This is a genomic window from Micromonospora sp. LOL_023, from assembly GCF_048060115.1.
Lineage (GTDB): Bacteria > Actinomycetota > Actinomycetes > Mycobacteriales > Micromonosporaceae > Micromonospora_E.
Genome location: NZ_JBHMIM010000009.1, coordinates 51,101 through 70,783, shown reverse-complemented (window position 1 = coordinate 70,783; position 19,683 = coordinate 51,101). Strand labels below are relative to the sequence as shown.

Sequence of the window (19,683 nt, the reverse complement as noted above, 5' to 3'; positions counted from 1 at the left end):
CGTCCGACATCGGGTAAGTCGATTGGAGATCACGACCGTCGATTGTTTCGACATCGATCCCCCGCCGGCCGACGGGCAGCTCCACCGAGGCGGGGCGGGCGAACATCCGGTTCACGTTGGAGCGGACAACCGACAGTCCACGGACCGACTACGACATGGTCGCGTAGACTCCGGGACCCGTGAGGATACTCGTCACCGGCGGTGCCGGCTTCATCGGTTCCGAATTCGTCCGGATGCTGCTGACCCGCCCGACTGCTGCGGCCATCACCCCCAGCGCGGTCACCGTGCTGGACAAATTGACCTACTCCGGCAACCTCGCCAACCTGGACCCGGTCCGCGACGACCCGCGGCTGAGCTTCATCCAGGCCGACATCTGCGACGCTGCCGCCGTCGACCAGGCGCTGCCCGGTCACGACATGGTGGTGCACTTCGCCGCCGAATCGCACGTCGACCGGTCGATCGCCGGCGCCGCCGAGTTCGTCACCACCAACGTGGCGGGCACCCAGACGCTGCTCGACGCGGCGATGCGGCACGACATCGACAGGTTCGTCCACGTCTCCACCGACGAGGTGTACGGGTCGATCGAGCACGGGTCCTGGACCGAGGACTGGCCACTGTCGCCGAACTCGCCGTACTCGGCCTCCAAGGCCGGCTCCGACCTGCTCGCCCTCGCGTACCACCGCACCCACGGCACGAACGTGGTGGTGACCCGCTGCTCCAACAACTACGGGCCGTACCAGTTCCCGGAGAAGGTCGTCCCGCTGTTCGTCACGAACCTGCTCGACGGCGGCACCGTGCCGCTGTACGGCGACGGCGGCAACATTCGTGACTGGCTGCACGTACGGGATCACTGCGTGGGAATCGCACTGGTGGCGGCGGGCGGACGCGCCGGCGAGGTCTACCACATCGGCGGCGGCACCGAACTCACCAACAAGGAACTGACCGGTCTGCTCCTGCAGGCCTGCGGGGTCGGCTGGGACCGGGTGGTCCCGGTCACCGACCGCAAGGGCCACGACCGGCGGTACTCGCTCGGCATCGGCAAGATCTCCCGTGAGCTGGGCTACGCGCCCAGCGTCACCCTCGACGAAGGGCTCGCCGAAACGGTGCGCTGGTACCAGGAGAACCGTGCGTGGTGGGAACCGCTCAAGAAGCCTGCCACCCCGTGAGCGCCATGAATCGGTGGCTGGTCGCCGGCGCCGGCGGGATGCTCGGCCGAGACCTGCTCGATGTGCTCGACGAACAGCCGGAGAAGGTGTCCGTCACCGCGCTGACCCGCGCCGACCTGGACGTCACCGACCCGGCCGCAGTGGCTGCCGCCGTCGACGGACACGACGTGGTGTTCAACGCCGCGGCGTGGACCGATGTGGACGGCGCGGAGTCCGCCGAGCCCGCCGCCACGGCGGTCAACGGCACCGGGGTGGCTCATCTCGCCCGGGCCTGCGCCGAACGGGGGGCGATCCTGGTCCACGTCTCCACCGACTACGTGTTCGCCGGCAACGGAGAAGCACCGTATCCGGAGGACGCACCGACGGACCCGGTCAACGCGTACGGTCGCAGCAAGCTCGCCGGCGAACAGGCGATCGCGCAGCTGCTGCCCCGGCACGGCTACGTGGTGCGCACCGCCTGGCTGTACGGGGCGCACGGCCCCAACTTCGTCGCCACCATGCTGCGGCTCGCCGGCGAACGGACCCACCTCGACGTCGTCGACGACCAACACGGTCAACCGACCTGGTCGTACGCCCTCGCCGAGCGGCTGGTCGCGCTGGCCCGGTCCGCCCTGGCCGGCACCGCACCGGCCGGCGTCTACCACGGCACCGCGAGCGGGCAGACGACCTGGTACGGGTTGGCCCGGGAGGCGTTCGCGCTGCGCGGGCTCGACCCGCGACGTGTTCGGCCCACCAGCAGCGACCGGTTTCCTCGCCCCGCCGCCCGGCCGACGTATTCGGTTCTCGGGCATCAGCGTTGGGCACTCGCCGGGCTGCCCGCCATGCAAGACTGGCAAGGCATGCTCTGCGCCGCACTGCACGACCCGCAGTTCACCGCATGACCGCCGAGTCGGCCTGCGGCTGTTTCCCACCTCCGCAGGAGAATCCGACATGCAGGAAACGAGCCGCGAGACGGATTCGGCCGGCCTACCGCGGGTGAGCGCGGTGGTGCTGGCCTGGGGTGCCGAGCCCTTGCTCCGCCGGTCGGTGGAGGCGTTGCTGGCGTCGGTCAAGGTCGAGGTCGACGTGGTGCTGGTCGACAACGGCTGCACCACCGACGACGTCGAGCAACTGCGCGGCGCGGCCGGAGTCACGGTGGTCGGTGAAGGCCACAACGTCGGCTTCTCCGCCGGCTGCAACGTCGGCGTCGCCGCGTCCGTCGGCGAGTACGTCGCGCTGATCAACGGTGATGCGGTCGTCGAGCCGACCGCACTGGCCCGGCTGGTGGAGGAGCTCGCCGATCCCGGCGTCGGCATCGCCGCCGGCGCCGTCCGGCTGGCCGACGAACCGGACCTGCTCAACTCGCGCGGGAACGAGGTGCACGTACTCGGCCTGAGCTGGGTCGGTGGCTTCCGGGAACGGGAGACCCGCACCGAGCCGACCGAGACCGCCGGGGCGATGGGTGCCTGTCTGGTCACTCGGCGGGCGCACTGGGACCGCCTGGGTGGTTTCGACCCGCACTACTTCGCGTACCACGAGGACGCGGACCTGTCGATCCGGACGTGGCGGGTCGGACTGCGGGTGGTGAACGTGCCCGATGCGGTGGCCCTGCACCGCTACGAGTTCAGCCGCAACAGCTTCAAGTTCTACCTGGTGGAACGGAACCGGGTGATGTTTGTCGTCACCCTGTGGGGGGCCAGATCCCTGGTGCTGCTCGGCCCGCCACTGCTCGTACTGGAGTTCGCGATGGTGGCGCTAGCGGCCAGACAAGGCTGGTTGCCGGACAAACTGCGCGGCTACCGGTGGCTCTGGCAGCATCGCGGGCATCTTCGGCAGCGACGGGCGCGATTGCGAGCCGAGCGGACCGTTTCGGACCGGGTCTGGATGCGGGTGCTCACCGACCGGTTGGACACCCCGCTGATCAACCCGCCGGGTACCCCGGTGTTCAACGCCGCGATGGCAGCGTACTGGCGGCTGATCCGTCGGTGGGTCTGACCGCAGGGCCCGGCGATTGGCACGCGTCGCGTTGTTCGTCCTCGATGCGTGCCCGGTACCGGGCGAGCTGATCGCCAAAGCCGGTACCGGGCGGCGGCTGGTTCAGCCCTCGTCGGTGTCGGTGGAGCCGGCGGCGTCCTCCAGGTCCGCTGACGCGGCGGATGAGGTCGGCTTGTCCGGCACCGACTCGGGCAGCCGCGGACCGGCGGCGCGGGCGTCGCCGGTCCGCGATTCGGCGGCCGGGGCGGGCGTGCCGCTGGGCTCCCCGTCCAACAGCGCGGTCAGGGCGGCGCCGGTGATGCGGCGGAAGGTACGCCCTCGGCGGCGGCGGTCGAGCACCGCCACCTCCAGTTGATTCGCGGAGATGCTTCGCGCCGCACCGTTCTCGCTGCCGACCGCAGCCAACGAACGCACCGCGAGCTCGATCGCTTCCGCCAGGGACATGTCGGCCCGATGGTCGGCCTTCAGCGTGCCGGCGATCGTCTCGGCGTGGCCGCCCATCGCCATACATCCAGGCTCGTCGGTGACCGAACCGTCGTAGGTCAACCGGTAGATCTCATCGGCGGCGGAGTCCAACCCCACCTCGGCGACGCAGATCTCGACTTCGAACGGCTTGGACTGCTCGGTGAAGATGGCCCCCAGGGTCTGCGCATAGGCGTTGGCCAACGCTCGGCCGGTCACGTCGCGGCGGTCGTAGCTCAGACCGTTGAGGTCTGCCATGCGTACCCCGGCCCGGCGCAGGTTCTCGAATTCGTTGTACCGTCCGACCGCGGCGAAGCCGATGCGGTCGTAGATCTCGCTGACCTTGTGCAGAGCGCTGGACAGGTTCTCCGCGACGAACAGGACCCCACCCTCGTAGCTCAGCACGAGTGCGCTGCGACCCCGGGCGATGCCCTTGCGGGCCAACTCGGAACGGTCCCGCATGATCTGCTCGGGCGAGGCGTAGAACTGCATTGCCACGGCGGCGGCTCTCCTTCGGCCAGGTGGATCGACGACAGCGGACGGACGGTCGGCGCGGGACCGCTCAGCCGCCTGGATTCTCGGTGCGCGCGGCGACGACGGCCTCAGCGGTATCGGCCGACTCCGCGTCGGTGAGCCGGTGGGTGCCGGCGGCGGTCGCGGTCATCACGACCGGGAAGATCCGGCGGGTCAGATCCGGCCCGCCGGTGGCCGTGTCGTCGTCGGCCGCGTCGTAGAGTGCCTCCACGGCGAGCCGGACCGCCTCCGCACTACTCAGCCCGGACCGGTACCGCTTCTTCAGCGCAGCCTTGGCGAACAGCGAGCCGGAGCCGATCGCGTCGTAGCCGGTGGTCTCGTACGGCCCGCCGGTGACGTCGAAGCTGAAGATCCGACCTGCCTTGGCGGGGTCGGTGGCGGCGAGGTCGTACCCGGCGAACAGCGGCACGACGGCCAGGCCCTGCAGGGCGGCACCGAGGTTGTTGCGGATCATGGACGCGAGACGGTTCGCCTTGCCGTCCAGGGAGAGCACCGCGCCCTCCATCTTCTCGTAGTGCTCCAACTCCACCTGGAACAGTCGCATCAGCTCGATGCCGATACCAGCAGTGCCGGCGATTCCGATCAGCGAGTAGGCGTCGGCGGGATGTACCTTCTCGATGTCGCGGTTGGCGATCAGGTTGCCCATGGTCGCGCGCCGGTCACCGGCCATCACCACGCCCTCGGCGGTGACGATGGTCACGATCGTGGTCGCGTGCGGCGCCACGTCCGCGGAAAGGCCCGGCGGGAGCGGGCGGCGCCCCGGCAGCAGATCCGGCGCAGCTGTCGCCAGGAACTGGGTGAAGGATGACGTCCCCGCGTTGGTAAACACGTCCGGAAGGCGTCCGGATGGATCGAATCCCGCTGCCACGTGGTCCCTCTCTGCCGAACGTGATCGTCCTGACCAGCCAGCCACAGGGTTCCCTGGGCCGTTGGTGTAGTTGAAGCAGACTAGCGTGCGCACCCGGCGGGTGCGATCATCGCCGCCGATCGGCGGCTACTCGCCGCCCTTCTGGACGTAGCCACGGACGAACTCCTCCGCGTTCTCCTCCAGAACCGAGTCGATCTCGTCGAGCAGATCGTCGACGTCCTCGGTGATCTCCGCGTGCCGCTGGGCGGCTTCGGGATCGGCCTCGGTGACGACCTCGTCGACCTCCTCGGCGCGGCGGGTCTTGCCAGACTGGGACTGACCGCCGCTGTCACGGGTTGCCATCAGGTGCCTCCTCAACGATCGCCTGGGTGAAACTTACCTCGCGGGGGCGACGGATCGGGACAGCGCCGGCCACGTTCGCGCGTAGCGAACCGCGTTGGCCGCCCCCCACTCGATCGGTCAACTGTTGGTGATCGCCTCGAGCAGGTCCTTGGCGCTGGCGCAGCGGTCGAACAGTGCGCCCACGTGCGCCCGGGTGCCGCGTTCGGGCTCCATCATCGGCACCCGGACCAGGGATTCGCGGCCAATGTCGAAGATGACCGAGTCCCAGCTGGCGGCGACCACCTCGGAGGCGTACCGCGCCAGGCACCGTCCGCGGAAGTACGCCCGGGTGTCCTCCGGCGGCTCGACCATCGCGCTGCGGGTGTCCGCGTCGCCGAGCAGCGTGCGCATCGCCCCACGACTCACCAGGCGGTGGTAGAGGCCTTTCTCCGGGCGTACGTCGGCGTACTGCAGATCGACCAGATGCAGCTTGGGTGAAGCCCAGGTCAGCCCTTCCCGTTCCCGGTAGCCCTCCAGCAGCCGCAGCTTGGCGACCCAGTCCAGTTCCTGGGCGCAGGACATCACGTCGCGGCCAAGTCGGTCCAGTACGCCCTCCCAGCGCCGCAGGACGTCCGCGGTGGCCTCGTCGACGTCGTCGCCGTACCGGTCGGCGACGAAGACGCTGGCCCGCTCGTAGAAAGCCCACTGCAGGTCGAGCGCGGTCAGCCGGCGACCGTCGCGCAGTCGCATCAGATGCGTCAGGGAGGGGTCGTGGCTGACGGCCTTGAGCTCGGCCACCGGATCGGCGATGCCGAGGTCCGCGCCGAGTGCCTTCTCCTCGATCATCGACAGGATCAACGAGGTGGTGCCGACCTTGAGGTAGGTGGAGATCTCCGAAAGGTTGGCGTCACCGATGATGACATGCAGCCGGCGGTACTTGTCGGCGTCGGCGTGGGGTTCGTCGCGGGTGTTGATGATCGGCCGCTTCAGGGTGGTCTCCAGGCCCACCTCGACCTCGAAGAAGTCGGCCCGCTGGGAGACCTGGAACCCGGAGTGGGAGCCGTCCTGTCCGATCCCGACCCGGCCCGCCCCGCAGATGATCTGCCGGGTGACGAAGAACGGCGTGAGATGGGTCACGATGTCGGCGAACGGCGTCTGCCGGCGCATCAGGTAGTTCTCGTGTGCGCCGTAGCTGGCGCCCTTGTTGTCGGTGTTGTTCTTGTAGAGCTGGATCGGGTGGGTACCGGGGATCGTCGCCGCCCGGCGGGCCGCCTCCGCCATCACCCGCTCCCCCGCCTTGTCCCAGCGGACGAGGTCACGGGGGTTGGTCACCTCGGGGGTGGAGTACTCGGGGTGGGCGTGGTCGACGTAGAGCCGTGCCCCGTTGGTGAGGATGACGTTGGCGAGGCCCAGGTCCTCGTCGGCGAGGGTCTCAGCGGGGTCGTAGGCGGCGCCGGAGTAGGTGAACCCGCGCGCGTCGCGCAACGGAGACTCCTCCTCGTAGTCCCACCTGGCCCGGCCACCGCGGTTCAGCTCGGGTCGGGCACCGTACGCGTTGACCACCTGCGACGAGGTGACCATCGGGTTGGCTCCGGGCTGGCCCGGCACGGAGATGCCGTACTCCACCTCGGAGCCCATGATCCGCCGCACACTCATGCCGTTACCTCATCGCTTCCGTCGGTGCCCGTGCATGTCGAGCGTAGTCCGCGCACCGACGGATCCGGACGTGGCGGGCGGTGCGGGCGGTGCGGTCGTCACGGTGACGGATCGGGGACCGGGCCGGAGTCCGATCCGGCCCGGGTCCGGCTGTCCCCCCTCGGCGGACCCGGGCCCGGTCCGGCCCGGGTCCACCGAGGGTCCGGCGTCAGAGGTACTGGCCTGTGTTGCTGGCTGTCTCGATCGACCGTCCGGCCTCGGCGCCCTTGCCCCCGGAGACGAGGGTGCGGATGTAGACGATCCGCTCCCCCTTCTTGCCGGAGATTCGTGCCCAGTCGTCCGGGTTGGTGGTGTTCGGCAGGTCTTCGTTCTCGCGGAACTCGTCGACGCACGCGTCGAGCAGGTGCTGTAGGCGCAGCCCCTTGCGCCCGGAGGTGAGGAACTCCTTGATCGCCATCTTCTTGCCGCGGTCGACGATGTTCTGGATCATCGCTCCGGAGTTGAAGTCCTTGAAGTAGAGGACCTCCTTGTCACCGTTGGCGTAGGTGACCTCCAGGAAACGGTTCTCGTCGGTCTCCGAGTACATCCGCAACACCGTGGCGTCGATCATCGCCGCGACGGTGGCCTGTGGGTCGCGGCCGTGCTCGGCGAGATCGTCGGGATGCAGCGGCAGCCCGGTGAGGATGTACTTGGAGAAGATGTCCTTGGCCGCCTCCGCGTCCGGCCGCTCAATCTTGATCTTGACGTCGAGGCGCCCGGGACGCAGGATCGCCGGATCGATCATGTCCTCCCGGTTGGAGGCACCGATGACGATCACGTTCTCCAGGCCTTCGACCCCGTCGATCTCGCTGAGCAGCTGCGGGACGATGGTGTTCTCCACGTCAGAGGAGACACCGGAGCCCCTGGTCCGGAAGACCGAGTCCATCTCGTCGAAGAAGACGATCACCGGGGTGCCCTCGCCGGCCTTCTCCCTGGCGCGCTGGAAGATCAGCCGGATGTGCCGCTCGGTCTCGCCGACGTACTTGTTGAGCAGCTCGGGACCCTTGATGTTCAGGAAGAAGCTGGTGTGCTTCTCCTCCCCCCGCCGCTCGGCGATCTTCTTGGCCAGCGAGTTGGCCACCGCCTTGGCGATCAGGGTCTTGCCGCAACCAGGCGGCCCGTAGAGCAGGATGCCCTTCGGTGGACGCAGCTGGTGCTCGCGGAACAGCTCCGCATGCAGGAACGGCAACTCGACGGCGTCGCGGATCTGCTCGATCTGGGAGTGCAGGCCGCCGATGTCGGTGTAGTCGACGTCCGGCACCTCCTCCAGGACCAGCTCCTCGACCTCGCTCTTCGGAATCCGCTCGTAGGCGTACGCCGACCGGGGCTCGATCATCAGCGAGTCACCCGCGCGCAGCGCGGAGCCCACCAGCGTCTCCGCCAGATGAACCACCCGCTCCTCGTCGGCGTGTGAGATGACCAGCGCCCGATCACTCGGCTCACCGGTCGGATTGTCGAGGAGCTCCTTGAGCATCACCACCTCACCGACCCGCTCGTAGCCGAACGCGTCGACCACGTTGAGCGCGTCGTTGAGCAGGACCTCCTGGCCGCGTTGAAGCTCCTCGGCGTCCAACGACGGCGAGAGCGCCACCCGCAGCTTGCGGCCACCGGTGAACACGTCCACCGTGCCGTCGGCGTGTCGGGCCAGGAAGACGCCGTACCCGCTGGGTGGTTGCGCCAGCCGGTCGATCTCCTCCTTGAGCGTGACGATCTGGGCCCGCGCCTCCTTCAGGGTGGCGACGAGCCGTTCGTTGTTCTCGGTCAGCCGAGCCAGCTGCGCCTGCGCTGCCGCGAGCCGTTCCTCGAGCTGCCGGACGTGTCGGGGGCTTTCGGTCAACTTGCGCCGCACCAGAGCGAGTTCCTCTTGAAGAAACGCGACCTGGGTGGAGAGATCGTGGGTCTCCTTCTCCCACCGTGCGGCGCGCGAGTCCGCGTCGTCGCTGCGTGCCACGTCCCACCTCCCCGGGGGCTAAAACGTTCTGCCATAACACTAGCTGTTTGCCCGACGTTTCGAACCCACGCAACACAGTCGTCCCACAACGTTGATCGCATTGTTCACGACGCAGGCCCTCCGGTGGGCTCCCGACACGGTGTCGCGGCGTGTCGGGTACCGTCGGACGTCGAGTGCGGGCACGAACCAGGGAGGCACGCCGTGACGACCCCGACCGAGACCCGGCCTGCCGGACAAGCGGGCGAACCAGGCCCGACCGAGGCGCAGCTGCAGGTCTGGGTCGACCAGGACCTCTGCACCGGCGACGGGCTGTGTGTGCAGTACGCCCGAGACGTCTTCGAGTTCGACATCGACGGGCTCGCCTACGTCAAGGACGCCGACGGGGAGCTGCAGGTCGCCGAGGGCGTCCGGGTGGACGTGCCGGCCCGGCTACGACTGGACGTGATCGACGCGGCGAAGGACTGCCCGGGCGAGTGCATCCACGTGGTCCGCGCCGACGACCAGACCGAGGTGGCCGGCCCGGACGCCGACTGATCCATTCCCCCCGGCACCAGGTGCCGGGCCGGCCAACTGCCGGACGTTGAGTTGTCTGAATCACAGTAGGGGACGGCCCACCACGGCGGCAACGACTCGGGCAAACTCCTCAAGACGCCCGATCTGCCCCGAACCCCCGTCGTCGAGGGTCTTGCCGAACCGCAGCGCGTCGTGCCGTGGCCCGATCTGCTCGTCCGGCTGGGTCTCGTCCTGCGAACTCAGCAACAGGTACACATCGACGCTGTCGACCCGGATACCGCCCGACGGGGTACGGGTCAACCGCCGTCGGCAGCCGACCTCGGTCACCGTCGACAGCGGCACCACCCGCAGCGACGAGGTCATCGAACCGACCGGTCCGTCACCGGGCGGGACATCCTCGCCGTGCCAGAGCACCATCCTGCTCCCGTCGCACACCGCCACCTCCTGCCAGACCCCGTTGACCTCGTTGACGAACCTCTCCAGGGTGAACGCCAGCACCTCGGCGCCGGCCAGCACGCCACCGAGCGCCTCCAACGCGACATCCGGGTCACGCAGATACGCCCGGGCGGCCGCGTCGAGGTCGACGTACGGCGACCAGTCGGGGAAGACAGCCGGCAACTCGCCACCCCCGAACGCCGGACGGCTCACTCCGCCTCCGTCCCGACCGGCCCGTACTCGACAGGCGAGGACGGCTCGCCGCCGCTGGTAGGGCCGACGCCTGCGTCCGCCGGTGCGGACGCGTCACGCTCACGACGACGCTGTGCGTACGCCTCGGCACCCTTGCTGGGTTTGCGCCGCCTCGGTGGGGCGGTGACCCCCGGCGCCAGCCGGCGGGTGGACACCAGGAACGCGGTGTGCCCGATCATCCGATGATCCGGACGCACGGCGAGCCCGTCCACATGCCAGTCCCGCACCAGCGATTCCCACGCTCTGGGCTCGGTGAAGCCCCCGTGCTCTCGCAACGCCTCGACCAGTTCACTCAGCTGCGGCGTGGTCGCCACGTACCCGACGAAGACCCCGCCGGGCACCAACGCCCGCGCCACCAGCTCCAGCGCCTCCCACGGCGTCAGCATGTCCAGGACGATGCGGTCGAACCCGACCTGCCCACAGCTCGCGACATCTCCGACGTGCAACCGCCAGGCCGGGTGCGGCCCACCGAAGAAGGACTCCACGTTCGCCCGCGCGATGTCGGCGAAATCCGCCCGCATCTCGTAGGAGTGCACCTCACCGCCGGGGCCGACGGCCCGCAGCAGTGAACAGGTCAGCGCACCCGAGCCGGCGCCGGCCTCGAGCACCCGCGCGCCGGGGAAGACATCGCCCATGGCGACGATCTGCGCGGCGTCCTTCGGGTAGATCACCTGGGCGCCGCGCGGCATCCCCAGTACGTAGTCGGACAGCAGCGGGCGCAGCGCCAGGTACGCGGTGCCGCCGGCGGAGGTCACCACGCTGCCGTCGGGCGAACCGATGAGCGCGTCGTGCTCCAGCGCCCCCCGGTGGGTGTGGAAGGAACGTCCGGGTGCCAGGGTGATGGTGTGCATCCGGCCTTTCGGATCGGTCAACTGCACCCGGTCACCCGGCTGGAACGGACCACGCCGGGCAGAGATCGGCGTGGTGGAGACATCGCCGGCAACGACGACGGTCGGCGGAGGGGTCACAGGCTCATCTTTCGGTTCGGTTCCAACAGCTGCGCCAGATCGGCGACATGCAGCACACCGACCACATCTTCGTCCCTGGTCACCAGGTACTGCGCGCCCGGGTGTTCCTGCACCGTGCGTACCACGTGTTCACCGGCGAGCCCCAGTGGGATCCGCCGTACCCCGTCGACGCCCCGGGCGACGGTGTCCACCGCGACCCACGGCCGGCGCGCCGGCGGAACGGCCGCGGCCGCGGCCCGGTCGACCAGCGCCACCAATCGACCCGCCGAGTCTGCCACCCCCAGCGCGGGCTCGCCGCGACCCGGTGCCGCGACGGCATCGGCGCCGCGGCGTTGCGCCTCCGCCAACGGGGTCCCGCTGGGCACGGTGAAGATCGGCCGGGCCAGCGCCGCCAGGTCGATCAGCGGGAACCGCCGGCCGATGCGGGCGACCCGGATCGACTGGCCGGCGCCCTGCCAGAGGGTGAACGCGACCAGCAACATGAAGACGAGACCGAACGGCGACAGGATGTCGGCGACCGTCAGCAGCACCACGAGGCCGGCGGTGCCGGCGGCCACCGCCCGCCCCACCCAGCCAGCGGCCTCGGTGCCGATGTGCCGGTCCCGGGTCATCGCCCAGATTGCCGCCCGCAACGCCCGGCCACCGTCCAACGGCAGCCCCGGCAACGAGTTGAAGACCGCTACCAGCAGATTCGCCACCGCCAACTGGAACGCCAACTGGTTGATCAACGTACGGTCGGGCAGCAACAGGGTGACCACCACGGCGACGAGCCCCAGGACCAGGGACACCGCCGGTCCGGCCAACGCCACCAGCAGATCGACTTTCGGGGTCGGGGCGTCCCGGTCCATCTCCGTGTACCCGCCGAGCATCTCCAGGGTGATCCCACGCACCCCCATCCCGTAGCGGCGGGCGGTCAACGCGTGGCCCAACTCGTGCAGCAGCACCGAGCCGAGCAGGCAGACCACGAACCCGAACCCCACCGCGTACCGGGCCGCCGGCGGCACGTCCAGCTGGGTCCGGACGAACTGGCCGTACAGCACGGTGACCAGGATCGCGAGCAGCAGCACCGACGCGTTGAGATACACCGGGAACCCGAGGACCCGGCCGAGACTGATTCCGGGCCGCCGGTCGGGCCGGGATCCGGAACGCTGTGCGGTGTCCTCCATCAGGTTGATGCTACGGAACGCCGTGCGGCCCGCCGCGCACGGTTTCCGCAACCACCGCCCGGCTCGCCGTCACACCCGTGCCATAACCTGCCAGCTATGACGGCGGAAACGGTACGACTCATGACGATCGGCCCAGACGGGCTGCCCGACGTCGAGCCACCACGACAGGCCACCCTGTCGCCCTCGCGGGCGGCCGACTTCAAGACCTGCCCGCTGCTCTACCGCCTACGCAGCATCGACCGGCTGCCCGAGCGCACCACGGCCGAGCAAGCCCGGGGCACCCTGGTGCACGCCGTACTCGAACAACTGTTCGACCTGCCCGCCGCGCAGCGCACCCCCGCGGCCGCCGCCGACCTGGTCGCACCTGCCTGGCAACGGCTGGCCGCCGCCGACCCGACGCTGGCCGACCTCGTGTCCGACGGCTCCTCGCCGGCGGCAGCGGCGGACAGCAGCGACCAGCCGGCCGGGCACGCCTCGCCCCGCCCGGACCTCGACACCTTCCTGGCGGTCGCCCGCGAACTGCTGTCGGGCTACTTCACCATCGAAGACCCCCGCAGGTTGGAGCCCGCAGAGCGGGAGAGCCTGGTCAACGCGGTGGTGGACGGCGAGTTGCTGATCCGTGGCTACATCGACCGGCTCGACGTCTCCCCCGCCGGTGACCTACGGGTGGTCGACTACAAGACCGGCGGCGCGCCCCGCGAGGCGTTCGAGTCCAGGGCGCTGTTCCAGCTGAAGTTCTACGCGCTGGTGCTGTGGCGCACCCGCGGGGTCGTCCCCCGCGTGCTGCGGCTGTTGTATCTGCGCGACGCCGAGATCTGCGACTACACACCGGACGCCGAGGAGCTGGAACGCTTCGAACGCACCGTCCTGGCGCTCTGGCGGGCGATCGTACAGGCCACCGAGAACCGCGACTTCCGGCCCAAACCGAGCCGGCTCTGCGACTGGTGCAGCTATCAGGCCTACTGCCCGCAGTACGGCGGTACCCCGCCACCGTTCCCCGAACCGGCGAACGAGTCGGTCTCCTCCTGAAGGAGGAGACCGGTTCAGGCCGTGGCAGGCGGTACAACGCCCGGCGCAGCGGTTACCGTCACCTCATGGTTGCCACCTCGCTGGGTACGCCCCGGCAGCGCACATCCCGGTGGTGGCGGATCATCCGGGCCGTCGGCCCCGACTCGTCGACGCCGACGCTGCTGCTGCTGCAAGACGGTCTGCTTGCTGCCGGGGTCGTCCTGGTCGACCTGCTGCTCTCCGCGACCAGTCCCGCGGAGTTCGACAGCGGCCTCAGCTGGCCGGCGATCATCGCCTGGAGCCTGATCGCGGCCGTACCCGTCGCACTTCGCCGCGTGCTGCTATGGCCGGCGGTGCTGTTCAGCGCCGTCATGGTGGTCGTCCCGGCGGCGACCGGACACCAGCCGACGGGCCTGGCGATCACCCTGATCATCCTGACCTACACCGCGGCGGCCTGGCTACGGCTGCGCCCGTCGGTCCTCGCCACCGTCCTGCTCTGGCTGCCCGCCCTGGTCGCCGGCGCGCTGGGACCGGCGACCCCGGAACTTCCCGGGCTCTCCCTGGCGTACGTACTGTTCGTCAACGGCTCGACCGCGCTGGTCTGCTTCTTCATCGGGCGTACCGTGCACGCCCGGCGGTCGTCGACCCTGGCGCTGGCCCAACGCGCCAGGGTGGCCGAGGAGAACCAGCGGGCCGCCGCCGAACAGGCTGTCGCGGACGAACGACGGCGCATCGCCCGCGAACTGCACGACGTGGTCGCCCACCACGTCAGTGTGATGGGTGTACTGGCCACCGGCGCCCGACGGGTGCTGCGCCGCGACCCCGACGCCGCCGACGAGGCGCTCGGCACGATCGCCGAAACCAGCCGCAGCACCCTGCGGGAGATGCGGCGACTGCTCGACGTGTTGCGGACCGACACCGAACCTGCCAGCGCGGACCTCGCCCCTCAGCCCGGTCTCGGCGGTATCGAGTCACTGGTCGAACAGATCCGCGAGGCCGGTCTACCGGTGACGCTACGGGTCGACGGGGTACCCGGCGACCTCGACCCGGGGGTGACGCTGACGCTGTACCGGATCGTCCAGGAAGCCCTCACCAACGCGCTCAAACACGCCGGGGCGGCGACCGCGGAGGTCCGGCTCAGTTTCGGCATCTACTGGCTGATCGTGGAGGTGTTCGACACCGGCCGGGGTCCGGCGCCCGAACACACCCAGGTGGGCCACGGACTGGTCGGGATGCGTGAGCGGGTCGCCCTGTACGGTGGCACGCTGCGAACCGGCCCACGCCCCGGCGGCGGCTTTCGCATCTACGCCAAACTGCCGATGGAGCAGTTGGGCGCGGCCACCCGAGAAGGAGCCCCGTGACCGAGCCCACGATCGCGCAGCCGGCCGCACGACCGGTGCGGATACTGCTGGCCGACGACCAGCCGCTGCTGCGCACCGGCTTCCGGATGGTGCTCGGCGCCGAGGACGACCTCGACATCGTCGGTGAGGCCGGCGACGGTGCCGAAGCCGTCGACCTGGCCCGGCGGCTGCTGCCGGACGTGGTGCTGATGGACATCCGGATGCCCCGGATGGACGGTGTCGCCGCCACCCGGGCGATCGTCGACGCCCGACTTCCGGTGCGGGTGCTCATCCTGACCACCTTCGACCTGGACGAGTACGTCGTCGGCGCGCTACGGGCGGGCGCCAGTGGCTTCCTCGCCAAGGACGTCCCAGCCGAGGACCTGGTCGCCGCGATCCGCACGGTGGCGGTCGGCGAAGCGGTCGTTGCTCCCCGGATCCTGCGCCGGCTGCTGGACAAGTTCGCACTGGCGCTACCGGACCCCGACGCGGCGACGCCGAAGACGTTGAGCGTACTGACCGAACGGGAACGCGAGGTCCTCCTACAAATGGCCCGGGGAATGTCCAACGCGGAGATCGCGGCCGTGCTGTCGGTGAGCGAGACCACGATCAAGACCCATGTCGGACACGTGCTGACCAAACTCGGACTACGCGACCGGGTCCAGGCGGTGGTGCTCGCCTACGAATCCGGGCTGGTCCGACCCGGTAGCTGAGGCGCCGCGCCGCCGGGGGTGGTAGTCCGGGTCGGCCGTGCGGCGGATCGCGAGCCAGCTGAGATCCTTCTCAGGTTGGAGAGGCGCTCATGCCCGGACCAGGCAGCAAACCGTTCCCGGGCACGAGGGATCCGGGTACTCCGGAACCTACCGTTGCAGCAGACGACAACGCTGAGAACGGTGGTAGACGTGACGACGACGGTGACAGGCCAGGCGGCCCGTGCGGTGGACGTTTGGAAGGTGTACGGCTCCGGCGAGGCACAGGTCATCGCCCTGCACGGAGTCAGCCTCGACCTCCAACGCAGCCGCTTCACCGCCATCATGGGCCCATCCGGCTCCGGCAAATCCACCCTCATGCACTGCCTCGCTGGCCTCGACTCCGTCACCCGCGGCACCATCACCATCGGCGACACCACCGTCACCGGCCTCAACGACACCGGACTGACCAAACTCCGCCGCGACAAAGTCGGCTTCATCTTCCAACAGTTCAACCTCCTACCGACCCTCACCGCCGAAGAGAACATCCTGCTCCCCCTGTCCATCGCCGGCCGCAAACCAGACTCCACCTGGTTCGACACCGTCATCGACACCGTCGGACTACGCGACCGCCTCCATCACCGACCCACCCAACTCTCCGGCGGACAACAACAACGCGTCGCCTGCGCCCGCGCCCTCGTCGCCCGCCCCGACGTCATCTTCGCCGACGAACCCACCGGCAACCTCGACTCCCGCGCCGGCGCCGACGTCCTCGGCTTCCTCCGCAACTCGGTGCGCGACCACGGCCAGACCATCGTCATGGTCACCCACGACCCCGTCGCCGCCTCCTACGCCGACCGCGTCGTCTTCCTCGCCGACGGACACATCGTCACCGAACTGCTCGAGCCCACCGCCGAGACCGTTCTCGACCAGCTGAAAAACCTCGACGTCGTGGCGATCGCCGGGCAGGAGCACGCCTGATGCTGCGCGCGACGTTGAAGAGCCTGCTCTCGCGCAAACTCCGGCTGGTGCTCTCCGGGGTGGCGATCATCCTGGGGGTGTTGTTCGTCTCGAGCGCCACGGTGCTCACCGACAGCCTCAGCAACCGCTTCGAGCAGCTGTTCCAGACCGTCAACGCCGACGTCGCGGTGCAGGTGCAGGCCACCGAGTCCGCCAACGCGCAGGCCGAACCGCCACTGCTGACCGAGGCCGACCTGAACCGGCTCGCCGCACTCGACGGTGTGGCAGCGGTGACCGGCGACGCCAGCGCGACCGGAGTGATCCCGTTCCGGGCCGACGACGGCAAGGCGGTGCCCAGCCAAGCTCCACAGCTGGGCATCGGATTCGCCGACGACGGTGGCGACGACCCGCTGTTGCAGGTGGCCCAGGGGCGCGGCCCCACCGCGGACAACGAGGTCGCGGTGACCCGGCTGACCGCCGAGCAGGCCGGGGTGAGCGTCGGCGACCGACTGCGGGTCTACGTCTCCAGCGCCTACGAGACGAGCGAGTACGACGTGGTCGGTCTGCTGGAGTACAGCGGCGGGCGAGCCACTCTCGGCGGTGAGACCCTGGTGGCCTTCACTGTGCCCCAGGCCCAGCTGTTGTTCTACGGCGAGGCCGGGGTGTTCGGCACGGCGCAACTGACCGCCGCCACCGGCATCGCCGACGAGGAACTCAAGCGGATCGTCGCCGACGAGTTGCCCACCGGATTCGAGGCGCTCACCGGCGCGGAGGTCGCCGACCAACAGGCATCCCAGTTCACCCAGCTGTTGACCTTCGTCAACTGGTTCTTCCTCGGGTTCGCGTTGGTCGCCCTACTGGTCGGGATGTTCCTGATCTTCAACACGTTCAACATCCTGGTCGCCCAACGCGCCCGCGAACTGGCGCTGCTACGGGCGCTGGGTGCCAGTTGGGGCCAGGTCACCTCGACGGTGCTCGTCGAGGCAGTGGTCGTCGGGGTGATCGCATCCACCCTCGGTCTCGCCGCCGGCATCGGCGTCGCCGCCGGCCTGCAGTACCTGGCAGTCAGCGCGCTGTCGCTGCCGGCCGGCGGGCTGATCATCTCACCGGTGGCAGTGGCTGCGTCCTACCTGGTCGGCGTCCTGATGACCGTGGTCGCAGCATTGGTCCCGGCGATCCGCGCCTCATCGGTGCCGCCGATCGCCGCGATGCGTGACGTGGTCCGGCCGGACAAGTCGCTCACCGGGCTCACCGTCACCGGCGCGGTGGTCACCGCGATCGGCGCGGTCGGGCTGGCCGCCGGGCTCACCGGCGTACCAGGGTTGACCGCGATCGCCCTCGGCGGCGGAGTGCTGCTGTCGATCATCGGCGTCGCCTTGTTGTCACCGGCGCTGACCCGGCCGGTCGCCGGTGCCATCGGACGCCTGGTCAGCTGGGGCACCGCCACCGCCCTCGGCCGGCGCAACACCTTGCGCAATCCGCGCCGGACGGCGGTGACCGCCGCCGCGCTGATGATCGGCGTCACCTTGGTCAGCACCATCGCGGTGATCGGCGCGTCGTTGAAGGCCACCACCACCGACCTGGTGGACAACGGGCTCGGCGCTGAGATCATCATCCTGACCGGCGGGCAGCAACTGCCGACCGGCCGGGAGGGTTTCGACCCGCAGCGGCTCGACGACGTCGCCGAGATCGACGGGGTGACCGGCACGGTCGCCTACCACTTCACGATCCTGACCGCCGACGACCAGCCGAACCAGCTGGTCTCCGCCACCGACCTGGCACAGGCCGGCTCGACGTTCGCGTTCGAGACCGAACAGGGCCGGCTGGACGCCGGTGACGGCGAGGCCGTCGTGGACGTCAACACCGCCGAGACCAACGGTTGGGCCGTCGGCGACGAGATCAACATCGACATGCCACGGGGCGGCGAACGGTCGTACGAGATCGTCGGCATCTACCGCACCGCCCTGACCGCAGGGCTGATCCTGCCGACGTCGCAGGTGCAGTACTTCGCCGGCCCGCTGGCGTACCAGGGGTTCGTCAGCGTCGCGCCAGATGCCGACGTCGCCGGGATCGTCGCCGAGACCGAGGCCCTGATGGCCGACTACCCACTGGTGACGGTGGGTGACCGCAGCAGCTTCGTCGAGCAGCAGAACCAGTTGGTCGACACCTTGCTCGGCATCTTCTACGTACTGCTCGCCCTCGCTGTGCTGGTGGCGTTCATCGGTATCGTGAACACACTGGTACTGAGCATCTACGAACGGACCCGCGAGCTCGGTCTGCTGCGGGCGGTCGGGATGAGCCGGCGGCAGGTGCGCCGCATGGTGCGCGTCGAGTCCCTGCTGATAGCGGTCTTCGGCTGCCTGCTCGGCGTCGGACTCGGCGTGGCACTCGGTCTGGCGGCCTCGTACGCGATGAAGAGCCAGGACGTGCTCTCTGTGGTGAGCATCCCGTACGGTCAGCTGGTCGGGTTCGTCGTCGCGGCCGGGTTGGCCGGTGTGGTGGCCGCCTGGTGGCCGGCATGGCGGGCATCGCGGTTGAACGTGCTGCAGGCGATCGCCTACGAGTAGCTGCCGGTTCCCGTGCGTCGTGGGATCCAACCGGACCCCACGACGCACGGGGTCAGGTCGCGGTCACCGGATGCCCGGCACCACTCGCCAGCACCAGCGCGGCCAGATCCTCGACCGTCAGCCCGGCCAGCGTCGTCCGCAGTGCGACGCCCGCCGGCACAGTCAGCATCACCTCGGCCGGCACCGCCAGTACCGCCGCCCCTGCGGCGTGGGCGCTGGCCACCCCCGCCGGCGAGTCCTCGACCGCGACGCACCGCCCGGCCGGCACACCGAGGGCGGCCACCGCGGCCAGATAGGGTGCCGGGTCCGGCTTCGTCGCCGGCACCTCGTCTCCGCAGACAATCACGTCGAAGTGGTGCCGGCCCAACGTCCGCAGCGCCACCTCCACCAACCCACGTTCGGTAGACGTGACCAGGGCGGTGGGCAACCCCGCCGACCGGACCGCCCGCAGCAGGCCGGCGGCACCGGGACGCCACTCGATACCGACGGCGAACAGCTCGGCCACCCGGCGCGTCAGCCACTCGGCACCGGCGCGTCCGTCACGCCATGGCTGGCCGAGATCGTCATGCAACAGACACATGCTGGTGGTCAGGTCGGAACCGACCATGGCGAGCCGGGCAGAGGCGGACAGTCGCCCGCCGTAGTGGGCCGCGAGTTCGTTCAGAGCCACGTCCCACAACTTCTCGCTGTCGATCAACGTGCCATCCATGTCGAACAGCACGGCCGCAGGCATCCGGATGCTCAACTGGACCTCCCTGGTCAGACGCAGGCTCCCGCGCCGATCCTGCCTGATCCGTCTTCCGGCCGATCACCC

18 protein-coding genes are annotated in these 19,683 nt (G+C 69.7%); 9 read left to right on the top strand and 9 right to left on the bottom strand.

Going from position 1 to position 19,683, the window contains the following annotated elements; all coding sequences use genetic code 11:
- Window positions 1-179 precede the first annotated feature (179 nt).
- From rfbB to ACFHVL_RS07085, 3 genes are read left to right on the top strand one after another with little or no spacing between them, the layout of a single operon-like run.
- Complete coding sequence (gene rfbB, locus ACFHVL_RS07095) at window positions 180-1,166, top strand: dTDP-glucose 4,6-dehydratase (protein ID WP_416626350.1); 987 nt, start codon at window positions 180-182, stop codon at window positions 1,164-1,166.
- A 5-nt stretch (window positions 1,167-1,171) separates the two neighbouring features.
- Complete coding sequence (gene rfbD / locus ACFHVL_RS07090; protein ID WP_416626443.1) at window positions 1,172-2,047, top strand: dTDP-4-dehydrorhamnose reductase; 876 nt, start codon at window positions 1,172-1,174, stop codon at window positions 2,045-2,047.
- Between the two features lie 49 nt (window positions 2,048-2,096).
- Window positions 2,097-3,140: a glycosyltransferase family 2 protein gene (locus tag ACFHVL_RS07085; RefSeq protein ID WP_416626349.1), complete on the top strand. Its 1,044-nt coding sequence runs from the start codon at window positions 2,097-2,099 to the stop codon at window positions 3,138-3,140.
- A gap of 102 nt (window positions 3,141-3,242) precedes the next feature.
- On the opposite strand, the gene prcA is transcribed toward ACFHVL_RS07085, so the two are convergent.
- The 5 genes from prcA to arc all read right to left on the bottom strand — a co-directional run bounded on the left by prcA (window position 3,243) and on the right by arc (window position 8,971).
- A complete protein-coding gene (gene prcA, locus ACFHVL_RS07080; RefSeq protein WP_416626347.1) occupies window positions 3,243-4,100 on the bottom strand; it encodes a proteasome subunit alpha in 858 nt (285 codons plus the stop codon).
- 64 nt (window positions 4,101-4,164) lie between these two features.
- Entirely contained in the window at window positions 4,165-5,004 is an 840-nt protein-coding gene (gene prcB, locus ACFHVL_RS07075) for a proteasome subunit beta (RefSeq protein WP_416626346.1), read from the bottom strand.
- Window positions 5,005-5,130: 126 nt separating this feature from the next.
- Window positions 5,131-5,346 (bottom strand): ubiquitin-like protein Pup, encoded by a 216-nt coding sequence (locus tag ACFHVL_RS07070; protein WP_326553696.1) that lies wholly within the window; start codon window positions 5,344-5,346, stop codon window positions 5,131-5,133.
- A gap of 117 nt (window positions 5,347-5,463) precedes the next feature.
- Window positions 5,464-6,981, bottom strand: coding sequence for a depupylase/deamidase Dop (dop, locus tag ACFHVL_RS07065; protein WP_416626345.1), 1,518 nt, complete (start codon window positions 6,979-6,981; stop codon window positions 5,464-5,466).
- A gap of 208 nt (window positions 6,982-7,189) precedes the next feature.
- Window positions 7,190-8,971 (bottom strand): proteasome ATPase, encoded by a 1,782-nt coding sequence (arc, locus tag ACFHVL_RS07060; protein WP_326553697.1) that lies wholly within the window; start codon window positions 8,969-8,971, stop codon window positions 7,190-7,192.
- 267 nt (window positions 8,972-9,238) lie between these two features.
- Between arc and ACFHVL_RS07055 the strand changes: the two genes are divergently transcribed.
- Entirely contained in the window at window positions 9,239-9,505 is a 267-nt protein-coding gene (locus tag ACFHVL_RS07055) for a ferredoxin (RefSeq protein WP_416626441.1), read from the top strand.
- A 60-nt stretch (window positions 9,506-9,565) separates the two neighbouring features.
- Here ACFHVL_RS07055 and ACFHVL_RS07050 read toward each other — a convergent pair whose 3' ends face one another.
- From ACFHVL_RS07050 to ACFHVL_RS07040, 3 genes are read right to left on the bottom strand one after another with little or no spacing between them, the layout of a single operon-like run.
- Window positions 9,566-10,132 carry a hypothetical protein gene (locus ACFHVL_RS07050; RefSeq protein ID WP_416626344.1) on the bottom strand — a complete coding sequence of 189 codons (567 nt, stop codon included), beginning with the start codon at window positions 10,130-10,132 and terminating at the stop codon, window positions 9,566-9,568.
- Complete coding sequence (locus tag ACFHVL_RS07045) at window positions 10,129-11,139, bottom strand: tRNA (adenine-N1)-methyltransferase (RefSeq protein WP_416626343.1); 1,011 nt, start codon at window positions 11,137-11,139, stop codon at window positions 10,129-10,131. The genes ACFHVL_RS07050 and ACFHVL_RS07045 overlap by 4 nt, the downstream gene beginning before the upstream one ends.
- The gene (locus tag ACFHVL_RS07040; RefSeq protein ID WP_416626342.1) at window positions 11,136-12,305 is read right to left on the bottom strand and encodes a site-2 protease family protein; all 1,170 of its coding nucleotides are present in this window, start codon (window positions 12,303-12,305) and stop codon (window positions 11,136-11,138) included. The genes ACFHVL_RS07045 and ACFHVL_RS07040 overlap by 4 nt, the downstream gene beginning before the upstream one ends.
- Before the next feature lie 120 nt (window positions 12,306-12,425).
- On the opposite strand from ACFHVL_RS07040, the gene ACFHVL_RS07035 reads away from it, so the two are divergent.
- From ACFHVL_RS07035 to ACFHVL_RS07015, 5 genes are all read left to right on the top strand, one after another.
- On the top strand, window positions 12,426-13,334 hold the full coding sequence (locus tag ACFHVL_RS07035) for a PD-(D/E)XK nuclease family protein (RefSeq protein ID WP_416626340.1): 909 nt from the start codon (window positions 12,426-12,428) through the stop codon (window positions 13,332-13,334).
- A gap of 65 nt (window positions 13,335-13,399) precedes the next feature.
- Window positions 13,400-14,674 (top strand): sensor histidine kinase, encoded by a 1,275-nt coding sequence (locus ACFHVL_RS07030; RefSeq protein WP_416626338.1) that lies wholly within the window; start codon window positions 13,400-13,402, stop codon window positions 14,672-14,674.
- Entirely contained in the window at window positions 14,671-15,366 is a 696-nt protein-coding gene (locus ACFHVL_RS07025; protein WP_416626336.1) for a response regulator, read from the top strand. Before ACFHVL_RS07030 ends, ACFHVL_RS07025 begins: the two co-directional genes overlap by 4 nt.
- Before the next feature lie 189 nt (window positions 15,367-15,555).
- On the top strand, window positions 15,556-16,323 hold the full coding sequence (locus ACFHVL_RS07020; RefSeq protein ID WP_416626334.1) for an ABC transporter ATP-binding protein: 768 nt from the start codon (window positions 15,556-15,558) through the stop codon (window positions 16,321-16,323).
- A complete protein-coding gene (locus ACFHVL_RS07015) occupies window positions 16,323-18,869 on the top strand; it encodes an ABC transporter permease (protein ID WP_416626332.1) in 2,547 nt (848 codons plus the stop codon). Before ACFHVL_RS07020 ends, ACFHVL_RS07015 begins: the two co-directional genes overlap by 1 nt.
- 52 nt (window positions 18,870-18,921) lie before the next feature.
- On the opposite strand, the gene ACFHVL_RS07010 is transcribed toward ACFHVL_RS07015, so the two are convergent.
- Window positions 18,922-19,590 (bottom strand): HAD family hydrolase, encoded by a 669-nt coding sequence (locus tag ACFHVL_RS07010; RefSeq protein WP_416626440.1) that lies wholly within the window; start codon window positions 19,588-19,590, stop codon window positions 18,922-18,924.
- Between the last annotated feature and the right edge of the window lie 93 nt (window positions 19,591-19,683).